The 12,325-nt window shown below is 32.8% G+C and carries 10 protein-coding genes; 9 read left to right on the forward strand and 1 reads right to left on the reverse strand.

Features of this window, described 5'->3' with window-relative positions:
* Positions 1–109 precede the first annotated feature (109 nt).
* From metH to Q0050_RS08880, 4 genes are all read left to right on the forward strand, one after another.
* Positions 110–2,794, forward strand: a complete 2,685-nt coding sequence (metH, locus tag Q0050_RS08865) for a methionine synthase (protein ID WP_298394398.1) — start codon at positions 110–112, stop codon at positions 2,792–2,794.
* 88 nt (positions 2,795–2,882) lie between these two features.
* Positions 2,883–3,839 carry a methylenetetrahydrofolate reductase [NAD(P)H] gene (gene metF, locus Q0050_RS08870; RefSeq protein WP_298394400.1) on the forward strand — a complete coding sequence of 319 codons (957 nt, stop codon included), beginning with the start codon at positions 2,883–2,885 and terminating at the stop codon, positions 3,837–3,839.
* 195 nt (positions 3,840–4,034) lie between these two features.
* A complete protein-coding gene (locus tag Q0050_RS08875; RefSeq protein WP_298394403.1) occupies positions 4,035–5,123 on the forward strand; it encodes an acyloxyacyl hydrolase in 1,089 nt (362 codons plus the stop codon).
* 129 nt (positions 5,124–5,252) lie between these two features.
* A complete protein-coding gene (locus tag Q0050_RS08880) occupies positions 5,253–6,002 on the forward strand; it encodes a head GIN domain-containing protein (protein ID WP_298394406.1) in 750 nt (249 codons plus the stop codon).
* Between the two features lies 1 nt (position 6,003).
* Here the strand turns inward: Q0050_RS08880 and gldA are convergent, their stop codons facing one another.
* Entirely contained in the window at positions 6,004–6,906 is a 903-nt protein-coding gene (gldA, locus tag Q0050_RS08885; RefSeq protein WP_298394409.1) for a gliding motility-associated ABC transporter ATP-binding subunit GldA, read from the reverse strand.
* Positions 6,907–7,026: 120 nt separating this feature from the next.
* On the opposite strand from gldA, the gene Q0050_RS08890 reads away from it, so the two are divergent.
* The 5 genes from Q0050_RS08890 (at position 7,027) to Q0050_RS08910 (ending at position 12,302) form a co-directional block, all read left to right on the forward strand.
* Entirely contained in the window at positions 7,027–7,959 is a 933-nt protein-coding gene (locus tag Q0050_RS08890) for a M28 family peptidase (protein WP_298394412.1), read from the forward strand.
* Positions 7,960–8,201: 242 nt separating this feature from the next.
* On the forward strand, positions 8,202–9,029 hold the full coding sequence (locus Q0050_RS08895) for a prephenate dehydratase (RefSeq protein WP_298394415.1): 828 nt from the start codon (positions 8,202–8,204) through the stop codon (positions 9,027–9,029).
* 66 nt (positions 9,030–9,095) lie between these two features.
* On the forward strand, positions 9,096–10,241 hold the full coding sequence (locus Q0050_RS08900; RefSeq protein ID WP_298394418.1) for an aminotransferase class I/II-fold pyridoxal phosphate-dependent enzyme: 1,146 nt from the start codon (positions 9,096–9,098) through the stop codon (positions 10,239–10,241).
* 63 nt (positions 10,242–10,304) lie between these two features.
* On the forward strand, positions 10,305–11,144 hold the full coding sequence (locus Q0050_RS08905) for a prephenate dehydrogenase (RefSeq protein ID WP_298394421.1): 840 nt from the start codon (positions 10,305–10,307) through the stop codon (positions 11,142–11,144).
* A 72-nt stretch (positions 11,145–11,216) separates the two neighbouring features.
* Positions 11,217–12,302, forward strand: coding sequence for a bifunctional 3-deoxy-7-phosphoheptulonate synthase/chorismate mutase type II (locus Q0050_RS08910; protein ID WP_298394424.1), 1,086 nt, complete (start codon positions 11,217–11,219; stop codon positions 12,300–12,302).
* Positions 12,303–12,325 lie beyond the last annotated feature (23 nt).

Here is a 12,325-nt window from a genome sequence, read left to right on the forward strand (position 1 = left end):
CGTTTTCCTGCAAGGTTTCTAAAACCTTATAGGTATAATTTTTAGAATTTCAGGATAATAATACAAACCTACAAGGTTTTAAAAACCTTGCAGTATTAGAAAAATAAAAATGTCAAGAACAAATAAAATAAATTTACAATTATCAGGATTAGAACCACTTTTTATTACAGAAGAGTCGGTTTTCGTAAACGTCGGTGAACGCACAAATGTAACTGGTTCTCGTAAATTTCTTCGTTTGATAAAAGAAGAAAATTATGAAGAAGCTCTGGATATTGCCCGACAACAAGTTGAAGGTGGAGCACAAATCATCGACGTCAATATGGATGAAGGAATGCTAGATGGCGTTTATGCAATGACCAAATTCCTTAACCTGATTGCCGCCGAACCCGATATAGCTAGAGTGCCAGTAATGATTGATAGCTCTAAATGGGAAATTATTGAGGCCGGATTAAAAGTAATTCAAGGAAAAGGAGTAGTGAATTCTATTTCTTTAAAAGAAGGAAAAGAAACATTTATTCATCACGCCAAGTTGATAAAAAGATATGGCGCTGCTGTAATTGTAATGGCTTTTGATGAAAATGGTCAAGCCGATACTTATGAAAGACGGATTGAAATTTGTAAAAGAAGTTATGACATCTTGGTCAACGAAGTTAATTTTCCGCCACAAGACATAATTTTTGATCCCAATATTTTTCCAGTAGCAACCGGAATGGAGGAACATAAATTAAATGCATTAGATTTTTTTAGAGCAACCAAATGGATTCGCGAAAACCTTCCTTATGCCAATATTTCTGGTGGCGTTAGTAATGTATCGTTTTCGTTTCGTGGCAATGACAAAGTTCGTGAAGCAATGCATTCGGCGTTTTTGTATCACGCCATTCAAAACGGAATGACAATGGGTATCGTAAATCCTGAAATGTTAGAGATTTATGATGAAATTGATAAAACTTTACTAGAACACGTTGAAGATGTTCTTTTAAATAGAAGAGATGATGCAACAGAACGCCTTTTAGATTTAGCAGAAACCTTTAAAGGTGAATTTAAAGCCACTGAAAAAGAAATTGCCGAATGGCGAAATGGTTCTGTGCAAGAGCGATTAACACATTCGCTTGTGAAAGGAATTGATGAGTTTATTGAAATTGATGTTGAAGAAGCAAGAGTCAATTCAACCAAAGCTATTGAAGTTATTGAAGTCAATTTAATGACCGGAATGAATGTAGTTGGCGATTTATTTGGAAGTGGAAAAATGTTTTTACCTCAAGTAGTCAAGTCGGCGCGTGTTATGAAAAAAGCGGTTGCTTATTTGCTTCCTTTTATTGAAGCGCAAAAAACTGGAAAATCATCTTCTGCAGGTAAAGTTTTAATGGCGACTGTAAAAGGTGATGTACACGATATTGGTAAAAATATTGTAGCTGTTGTTTTGGGATGTAATAATTTTGAAATTATTGATTTAGGAGTGATGGTTCCGCCAGAAAAAATTATTCAAGCAGCAGTAGAACACAATGTAGATATAATTGGTTTAAGCGGATTGATTACGCCTTCGCTTGACGAAATGGTTTATTTAGCCAAAGAAATGGATAAATTAAACATCAAAATTCCGATAATGATTGGTGGCGCAACTACTTCTCGTGCTCATACTGCTGTGAAAATTGCACCTGAATATAAAGAAACAGTTGTCCACGTTAATGATGCTTCACGTGCCGTTACCGTCGCTAGTAATTTACTTCAAAAAGAGACCAAAGGCAGCTATGTTAAAGCAATTCGTGAGGAATACGATGCATTGCGAGAAGGATATCTGAACAGAAGTCGTGATAAAAATTTCCATTCAATTGAAGAGGCAAGAAAAAATAAACTGAAATTAGATTGGGATAATTTCACGCCTTTGAAGCCAAATTTTATAGGAACTAAAACTATTGAAGTTGAACTCGCTGAACTAGTTGATTTTATCGATTGGACACCATTTTTTAATTCTTGGGAATTGTATGGAAAGTTTCCAGCGATTTTAACCGATGAAGTTGTAGGTATACAAGCAACAGAATTGTTTGCTGATGCTCAAAAAATGTTACACCAAATTGTTTCAGAAAAGTGGTTAATAGCCAAAGGAATTCTAGGGATTTTTCCAGCTAATACCATTAATGACGACGATATTCAAATTTGTCAGACTGAGCTTGCGGAAGTCCAACCCACAACTTTTCTAACTCTCAGACAGCAATCCCAAAAAACTGCTGGTGCGCCAAATATTGCTTTGGCCGATTTTATTGCACCAAAAGATTCAGGAAAACAAGATTTTATAGGATGCTTTTGTGTAACAACTGGTTTTGGAGTTGATGAAAAAGCATCGGAATTTGAACAACAATTAGACGATTACAACGCTATTTTGATAAAAGCACTTGGCGACAGACTTGCCGAAGCTTTTGCAGAATATTTGCATTTAAAAGTGCGTAAAGAAATTTGGGGATATGCTTTAGAAGAACAATTGTCAAATGATGATTTGATAAAAGAAAATTACGCAGGAATTAGACCTGCACCAGGTTATCCTGCTTGTCCTGACCATTTAGAAAAACCAACCATTTGGAAAGTACTAAATGTTGAGCAAGAAATAGGAGTAAAACTTACCGAAAGTATGGCAATGTGGCCAGCATCATCGGTTTCAGGATATTATTTTGCTAATCCACAAAGTAAATATTTTGGTTTAGGAAAAATTAAAGAAGATCAAATAGTAGATTATGCCAAACGTAGAGGAATTTCTACCGAAATGGCAACGAAATGGCTTTCGCCGAATATAGCAGATTAAAAACAGGTTTTTGGTAGTAGGTGATAGGTATTTGGTAATAGAAGTCCAAACCTACAACCTACAACCAACAATCAACAACCTAAAAAAAATGAAAGTAACAGAACATATTGAAAACGCCAATGGGAAACCATTATTTTCATTCGAAATTCTTCCGCCTTTGAAAGGACAAAATATTCAATCAATATTTGATAGTATTGATCCGTTGATGGAATTCAATCCGCCTTTTATTGATGTGACTTATCATCGTGAAGAATATGAATTTAAGGAATTGCCAAGCGGTTTGTTGCAAAAGAAAATTGTAAAAAAACGTCCGGGAACAGTTGGAATTTGTGCCGGAATTCAAAATAAATATGATGTAGATGCTATTCCGCATATTCTTTGTGGTGGTTTTAACAAAGAAGATACCGAGAATTTGTTAATCGATTTAGATTTTCTTGGTATCAATAATGTTGTAGCTTTAAGAGGTGACGCGTTGAAAAATGAAACCTATTTTAGACCAGAGCGCGAAGGAAATGAATATGCTACCGATTTAGTTTTGCAAATAGATAATTTGAATAAAGGCATTTACTTAGATGAAGATTTGCAAAATTCGTCGTGTACTAATTTTTGTATTGGTGTAGCTGGTTATCCTGAAAAACATATGGAAGCGCCAAGTCTAGACAGTGATATTCATTTCTTGAAACAAAAAATAAAAAATGGTGCTGATTACATCATAACTCAAATGTTTTTTGACAATAAAAAATTCTTTGATTATGTTGCTAAATGTCGTGCTGCAGGAATCACAGTACCAATTATTCCTGGGCTAAAACCAATTGCAACCAAGAAACAGTTGAATTTAATTCCGCATAGGTTTTCATTAGAATTACCTGACGATTTAATTATGGAAGTTGTTAAAGCTAAAGACAATGATGCCGTAAAACAAATTGGGATAGAATGGTGCATTCAACAAAGTAAAGAGTTGGTTGCTGCCGGAATTCCTGTTTTGCACTATTATTCAATGGGTAGAGCAGAAAATATCAAAGCTATTGCAAAAGAAGTTTTTTAAAACTACAATTTACAAAAGACAAAAACTAACTAGCCCTGATGGCAATGAAAATCTCGTCTCGTTTTTTTGGAACGAGACGAGATTGTAATGTACAGCAGGAATAAGGAAACCAAAAATTACCTAACGATTCGCTCCAAATTAAAAATTTAATTCTTCAACATATTCTTTTATATTTGTGCGAATAAATTCTTTAAAATGAGGAGATTTTTATATTTGTTTTTGTTGATTTCGACTTTTTGTTTTTCGCAAAACAATAATGATACTCCGGCAATTAGCGTTAAATATTTTAGGGGAAATGTACTTCCTCATACACCTGACTTATATCATTTACAAGGCCATCCGACTGGTGTAATGATAGATTTTGTAAAGCAAACACACGGTAAAAATGAGTGGCATTCGGCTTATAATTTTCCAGATTATGGTGCTTTTTTTCTTTATCAAAATTTCAATAATCCTTATATAGGTAGTAATTATTCAGTTGGAGCATTGTATAATTTTTATTTTTTGAAAAGAAATTTAAAGTTGTTATTGTCTCAAGGTGTGGCGATGACTACCAATCCATATGATAGGGTTGAGAATAGTAAAAACAAAGCTTTTGGCTCCAAAATTTTAGCAAATACCAATCTCGGACTTTTTTATAAAAAAGAAAATATCATTGATAGATTTGGTCTTGAAGCCGGAATTTTATTCACGCATTATTCTAACGGTAGAACTAAATCTCCAAATAGCGGTGTGAATACTTATGGAGTAAATCTCGGAATTAATTACAATTTAGAAGCTACTAAAACAAATAGTGTAGATACCACTTTAACAAAAGTAAGTTACAAAGAACCAATAAAATTTAATTTTGTGTTTAGAAGTGGTGTCAACGAAAGTCCTGTGATTGGTAGTGGGCAACATCCGTTTTATCATGTTGGTTTTTATGCTGATAAACGATTGAATAGAAAAAGTGCTTTGCAGTTAGGTACCGAAGTTTTCTTAACAACAAGTTTTAAAGATTATATAAAGTATAAATCAAATGCTTATCCAGAGCTCGCAATTGACCCAAATACGGATTATAAGCGAGTTGGAGTGTTCATCGGGCACGAACTTTTCGTCAACAAAATTTCACTTGAAGCCCAAATAGGTTATTATGTGTATGATCCGTTTAAAAATGAAATGTCCATCTATGATAGGGTAGGAATGAAGTATTATTTTTCAAATAAATTTTTTGCAGGTTTTACTATAAAAACTCATTTGTTTCTTGCTGAAGCCTTAGAATTTGGAGTTGGTGTGCGCTTATAAATCACTATAATTATGAAGTCACCATTAACAACAAATGTGCGTAAGCAAATACCAAATAAACAAGAAGGCAATACCACCTGCTTGTCTTCAGATAGGTATATGACCTCTAACAAATCAAATTTTACATAGATGAAAAAAATAGTTGCTTTTTTTACACTTTTTATTTTGACAATTTCTTGTGAAAAACCTAGTGAATGCATCGAGTCTGATGGGAATATTGTAACAAAATCGGTTGAAATACAACCCTTTACAAGAGTTGAGGTTTATACCGGAATCGAGTTGATAGTCACACAAGGCGCAGCATATAAATTAGAAATTGTTTCAGGCGAGAATATTATTGAAAACGTTGAGGTAAAGCAAGAAGGAAATGTACTTAAATTAATTAATAATTCATCGTGTAATTGGGTTCGAGATTACGGACAAAATAAAATTTATATTACAGCACCCAACATTGAAGAAATTTATTCTAAAAGTGAACGAAATATATCTTCTAACGGCGTTTTGACTTATCCTGTTTTAAGATTATTCGCACTTGATAAAGATGCCGACGGAAAAGATGGTGCAGGAACAAGTGATTTTCATCTTACTATAAATAACAATCAACTTGTTGTTGAAAATAATAGTTTGGCTCGCTATTTTATTTCAGGAACTACAAATGAGGCTATTATAAATTTCTATGCAGGCGATGGCAGATTGGATGCTTCAAATTTAACTGCGCAAACGGTTAAAGTCTTTCATCGTGGTTCAAACGATATGATTGTAAAACCAATTCAAAGCATTAAAGGAAAAATGGTCAGTACTGGCAATATTATTCTAAAAAATAATCCACCAATTGTTGATGTCGAGCAGTTATACCAAGGGCAAATCATTTATAATTAAATTACTTCTTAGCAGTTTTTTCTCTAAAAATTTGTTCTAAGTTTTTGCTTTTCAGAGTTAATTGTAAAGCACGCAAACCATTTTCTTGCGCAAAATCAAATACCGATGGTCGTTTGTCAACTTCGGTTTCAAATGTTAATTCCCATATTTTACCACTAGTGTTTTTAACTGATTTCAAATCAGATAATTTTGAAAATAAAGTTTCTGAAACTTCTTTGTCAAATTCAACTTCAATAACTTGTTCAACAATATCTGAAACTAATTTATCTAATTTTTTATCGGTAACAATTTTTCCGTTATTGATGATGATAACGCGGTCACAAATGGCTTCTACTTCTTGCATAATGTGTGTTGAAAGAAAAACAGTTTTGTTTTTACCAACGTTTTTAATCACATTTCTAATTTCAACCAACTGATTTGGATCTAAACCAGTCGTTGGTTCGTCCAGAATTAATACGTCAGGATTGTGCAACAAAGCCGTAGCTAAACCAACACGTTGGCGGTAACCTTTAGATAGTTGTCCAATTTTTTTGTGACTTTCAGGCGATAATCCTGTGAGTTCAATTACTTCTTCAATTCTAGATTTTGCAACTTTATATACATCAGCATTAAATTCTAAATACTCACGCACATACAAATCTAAGTACAACGGATTGTGCTCTGGCAAATAACCAACCGATTTTTGTACTGCTTTTTGATTGGTGTTTACGTCATTTCCATTAACAGAAGCAACTCCTTCATCAGCGTTGATGTAGGTCGTTAATATTTTCATTAAAGTAGATTTTCCGGCACCATTTGGACCAAGGAAACCAACAATTTCTCCTTTTTTTAAAGAAAATGAAACGTTGTCTAGCGCTTTTTGAGCACCATAACTTTTCGAAATATTTTGAACTTCTATTGACATAACTTGATATTTGTAGCAAATGTAAACAGAAAAATTTTTGAATTATTGTTTTTCTCCTCACATTAGTTATTTTTTTAAATATCCTTTCTATATTTACTACTTATAAAGTAAAACCAATTTATGAAAAAACTAAGTCTGTTATTGTTAGTAGTAGGATTGTCAGTGCAAGCTCAAGATAAACCAAAAATCCTAAAAGAAGAAGTGGTGAGAATCGAAACTGAATTAGCATCGGATAAAATGCAAGGAAGAGCGATTTTTACGCCAGGAATAGATTCGGCTTCGGTATTTATAGAGAAAGAATTTGCCAAAATCGGACTTTCTTATTTTAAAGATTTAAAAAATTATCGTCAAGATTTTATTGCTAAAGGTAAACCAGCCAACAACGTAATTGGTATACTTCCTGGAAAGTCTAAACCCGAGGAATTTGTAATATTTTCTGCTCATTTTGACCATCTAGGCACGGATGATTCAGGAACTGATAAAGTATATAATGGCGCCAATGACGATGCTTCAGGTGTTACGGCTGTTATTGCTTTGGGTAAGTATTTTAAAGAATTAAATGCTAACGAACGCACGATCATTTTTGTAGCATTTACTGGTGAAGAAGTAGGCGGATTTGGTTCTGGGTTTTTCTCTAAAAATATTGATGCCGACAAAGTGATCGCAATGTTTAATATAGAAATGATTGGTACAGAAAGTAAGTGGAATAAAAATTCGGCTTACATTACAGGTTTTGAAAAATCTGATTTTGGAACCATTTTACAAAAGAATTTAAAAGGTTCCAATTTTAATTTTTACGAAGATCCTTATCCAAGAGAACAATTGTTTTATCGTTCGGATAATGCAAGATTGGCCGCTTTAGGTGTTCCTGCACATACTATTTCGACTTCTAAAATGGATTCTGAAGCCAATTATCATAGACTAAGTGATGAGGTTTCTACATTAGATTTAGACAATATGACTGAAATTATAAAAGCAATAGCCATCAGTTCAGAATCGATTATTAAAGGAGTTGACACACCAACTAGAGTTAAAAAGCTTAGAAATAATTAAGTTTCACGAAAACGTTTCCGTAACTTTTTTTAAATAAAATTACGAGGTATAATTTTTTTTTATACTTTAGCAAAACATAAAAACAACAATGAGCGCAATTTTCGCAACATATTATAACAACTTTTCTTATTTCTTTTTCTGGAAGAAACAGGGATTGTTATTGTGTTATGTAAAAAAGTAATTTATATAGAAAACATTAATATTCAATCCCGATGCAAATCGGGATTTTTTTTTGCAATAAAATGAAAGATAAAATAGCCATACAAGGAATTAAAGGATCGTTTCACCATCAAGTAGCTTTAGAATATTTTAATGCTAATGTGATTGTTGATGAATGTCTATCGTTTGATTCGTTAGTTGATAGTTTGCTGAACAACAATGCGCAAATGGCAGTTATGGCTATTGAGAATTCTATCGCAGGTTCCATTATTCCGAATTACGCTTTGATTGATAAGAATAATTTGCACATTATTGGAGAATATTATTTAGATATTGTTCAAAATTTAATGGTTTTAAAAGATCAAGATTTTGAAGAGATTCAAGAAGTTCATTCGCATCCAATGGCTTTATTGCAATGTATGGATTTTTTGAAAAAATATCCGAATATAAAATTAGTTGAAGATAAAGATACAGCAGAAACAGCAAGAAGAATTCATCAAAGTCAGCTAAAAAACATTGCTGCCATAGGAAGTAAAGTTGCCGCAGAATTATATGATTTAAATATTATTGCACCCGAAATTCAAACGATTAATAACAATATGACGCGATTTTTTATTTTGAGCAAAGAAAAAAGTCAAGTTTCAAAAGAAGAAATCAACAAAGCATCATTAAAATTTGAACTAGACGACACACCAGGAAGTTTGGCAACTGTTTTAAACGTGATGACTAATTGCAAATTAAATTTAACCAAAATTCAATCTATGCCAATAATTGAAACGCCTTTTCAGTATTCCTTTTTTGTAGATGTAGTTTTTGAAAAATACAAGCATTATGAAAAAGCCACTAAGATTTTAGAAATTATGACCAATCATTTCAAGGTTTTGGGAGAATACAAGAGCAAAAAACAATAGCAATTTCAATTAGTGAAATTTTTAAAAGTATGAATTCGTGAAAATTCGTGCAATTCGTGTAAAAATATGATTACAACAGCAAAAAGATTAGAAACCGTTCAAGAGTACTACTTTTCAAGAAAATTGAAAGAAGTAAGACAACTTATGTCTGAAGGAAAACCGATTATCAATATGGGAATTGGAAGTCCAGATTTGGCGCCACATTCTTCAGTGATTGAAGCCATTCAAAACGCAATGTTTGATGACCAAGCACACGAATATCAAAGTTATCAAGGCTTACCTGATTTGAGAAAAGGAATGGCAAATTTTTATGCAAATCAGTTTAAGGTTGAATTTGATTTTAATTCAGAGATTTTGCCCTTAATGGGAAGTAAAGAAGGAATTATGCATATCGCACTTGCTTTTTTAAATGAAGATGATGAAGTTTTGATTCCGAATCCGGGTTATCCAACTTATGCTTCGGTTACCGAATTAGTTCAAGCCAAATCCGTTTTTTATGATTTAAATGAAGCAACGAATTGGCAACCTGATTTCGAAAAATTAGAACAACAAGATTTGTCTAAAGTGAAGTTAATGTGGGTAAATTATCCGCACATGCCTTCGGGAACCAATGCCACTTTAGAATTGTATCAAAAACTAATTGCGTTCGGTAAAAAACATCAAATTTTAATTGTAAATGATAATCCATATAGTTTTGTTTTAAACGACAATCCGATGTCTATTTTTCAAGTTGATGGTTCAAAAGAAATCGCATTGGAGTTAAATTCCTTAAGTAAAACATTTAATATGGCAGGTTGGCGTGTTGGAATGGTTTTAGGAAACAAAACACTGATTGATGCTGTTTTAAAAGTAAAAAGCAATATGGATTCAGGAATGTTTTATGGAATTCAAAAAGGTGCTATCGCAGCATTAAAATTAGGAAAAGATTGGTTTGAAAGTCAGAATATTATTTATACAAAAAGAAGAAATCTAATTTTTGAATTGGCTAAAAAAATGCATTGCACCTTTGATACAAACGCAGTAGGATTATTTGTTTGGGCAAAATTACCAACTGGAATAGCATCAGAAGAATTCATTGATAATTTGTTATATGAGAAACATATATTTTTAACGCCAGGAACAATTTTTGGCAGCAATGGCGAAGGTTACATCCGATTTTCATTATGCGTTAAAGAAGAAAATATTATTAAAGCCATTAACCGTTTTTCATAGAGACACAATTCATCGGGTCTAAAAAAAGTAAAATTAAACCATTGGTTAAAAAAGAAATATAAAATGAATGTATACGTAATAGGAATAGGATTAATTGGAGGTTCAATGGCCTTAGACATTAAATCTATTTATGATGATGCAACGATTTTTGGTATAGATTCTAACAAAAAACATTTAGATGACGCCCAAAATTTCGGCATAATCGATCAACAAGCAAGCCTTACTGATTTAATTAACGCAGATTTAGTAATAGTTTCAGTGCCAGTTGATGTGGCTTTGGTAATTTTGCCAGAAATATTAAACGAAATAGGAGAAAACACATTAGTTTTTGACGTTGGTTCAACTAAAAATCCGATTTGTGAAGCACTTGAGCACCATCCGAAAAGGAGAAATTTTTTAGCTTGTCATCCCATCGCAGGAACCGAATTTTCAGGACCAAGCGCAGCTATCAAAGGATTGTATGAAGGTAAAACCAATATCATCTGTGAAGTCGAAAAAACAACTTTTAAATTGCAAGAAAAAGCAATGGATTTGTTTAAAAAATTAGGAATGCGCATTAGATATATGGATGCAAAGTCACACGACAAGCACATCGCTTATGTTTCACATTTATCGCACATAAGTTCGTTTATGTTAGGAAAAACCGTAATCGAAAAAGAAAAAGACGAACAAGATATTTTTGATATGGCTGGTTCAGGATTCGAAAGTACCGTTCGTTTAGCCAAAAGTTCACCTGCAATGTGGACGCCAATTTTCAAACAAAATAAAAAACAAGTCATTGAATCATTAGAAGAATACATTCAAAATTTATCTAATTTCAAACAATTATTAGAAGAAGATAATTATGATGAAGTTTTTAATGAAATGCAAAATACAAATCGAATTAAAGAAATATTAAAATAAAAATTGTTGTCAGTTATCTGTTATCGGTTGCAAAACTGACAACAAACAACTGACAACCGACAACAAAAGAAAATGGAAAATAAAAAAGAAATGAGAACGTGGTTAAATGATTTCAATTTAACTCATCCGCTAGTAATTGCTGGACCTTGCAGTGCTGAAACAGAAGATCAAGTATTAAAAATCGCACACGAATTAAAAAACTCTGACGTTTCAATTTATAGAGCCGGAATTTGGAAACCTCGAACGCGCCCAGGTGGATTTGAAGGTGTAGGCGAAATAGGATTGAAATGGTTGCAGAAAGCTAAAGCCGAAACGGGTTTGTTAATGGCAACCGAAGTAGCAACTGCTGCACACGTAAAATTAGCCTTAGAACACGATATTGATGTATTGTGGATTGGCGCACGAACAACCGTAAATCCATTTGCAGTTCAAGAAATAGCTGATGCTTTACAAAATACAGATAAAATTGTTTTAGTAAAAAACCCTGTTAATCCTGATCTAGCGCTTTGGATTGGCGGTGTGGAACGATTGTATAATGCTAATATTAAGAAATTAGGTGTTATTCACAGAGGATTTTCAACTTATGAAAAAACCAAATACCGCAATAATCCGGAATGGCAAATTGCAATTGATTTTCAACATAAATTCCCAGATATTCCATTAATCATTGATCCTTCACACATTACAGGAAATCGTGATATGATTTTTCAAGTAACTCAAGAAGCACTTGATTTAAATTATGACGGAATGATTATCGAAACCCATTGCGATCCAGATAATGCTTGGAGCGATGCCGCGCAGCAAGTTACACCTGATCGTTTAAAACAAATTTTTATCGACTTGACCATAAGAAAAGAAACCGATGAAGCCGATGATTATCAAAGTAGATTATCAAAATTAAGAGGTAAAATCGACGAATATGATGCCAAACTTCTTGAAGTAATTGGAAAAAGAATGAAAGTTGCCGAAGATATTGGTGCCTTGAAAAAAGAAAAAAATGTGGCAGTTTTACAAAACAAACGCTGGAATGATATTCTAGAAAAAATGGTAAATGATGGAGGTCAAAAAGGATTGAGTGAAGATTTTATTATTCAATTTTTTAAGGCAATTCATCAAGAAAGTATATCGCATCAAGAGAAAATTTTTAATAATAAATAAACAATTAACTTTTCTTAGAATAT

This window comes from Flavobacterium sp. (genome assembly GCF_027483985.1).
Taxonomy (GTDB): Bacteria; Bacteroidota; Bacteroidia; order Flavobacteriales; family Flavobacteriaceae; genus Flavobacterium.

Coding starts and splice junctions, on each gene's coding strand:
- metF (WP_298394400.1), top strand. CDS start 2,883: ATGAAAGTAACAGAACATATTGAAAACGCCAATGGGAAACCATTATTT.
- Q0050_RS08895 (WP_298394415.1), top strand. CDS start 8,202: ATGAAAGATAAAATAGCCATACAAGGAATTAAAGGATCGTTTCACCAT.
- Q0050_RS08875 (WP_298394403.1), top strand. CDS start 4,035: ATGAGGAGATTTTTATATTTGTTTTTGTTGATTTCGACTTTTTGTTTT.
- Q0050_RS08880 (WP_298394406.1), top strand. CDS start 5,253: ATGAAAAAAATAGTTGCTTTTTTTACACTTTTTATTTTGACAATTTCT.
- Q0050_RS08890 (WP_298394412.1), top strand. CDS start 7,027: ATGAAAAAACTAAGTCTGTTATTGTTAGTAGTAGGATTGTCAGTGCAA.
- gldA (WP_298394409.1), bottom strand. CDS start 6,906: ATGTCAATAGAAGTTCAAAATATTTCGAAAAGTTATGGTGCTCAAAAA.
- Q0050_RS08900 (WP_298394418.1), top strand. CDS start 9,096: ATGATTACAACAGCAAAAAGATTAGAAACCGTTCAAGAGTACTACTTT.
- metH (WP_298394398.1), top strand. CDS start 110: ATGTCAAGAACAAATAAAATAAATTTACAATTATCAGGATTAGAACCA.
- Q0050_RS08910 (WP_298394424.1), top strand. CDS start 11,217: ATGGAAAATAAAAAAGAAATGAGAACGTGGTTAAATGATTTCAATTTA.
- Q0050_RS08905 (WP_298394421.1), top strand. CDS start 10,305: ATGAATGTATACGTAATAGGAATAGGATTAATTGGAGGTTCAATGGCC.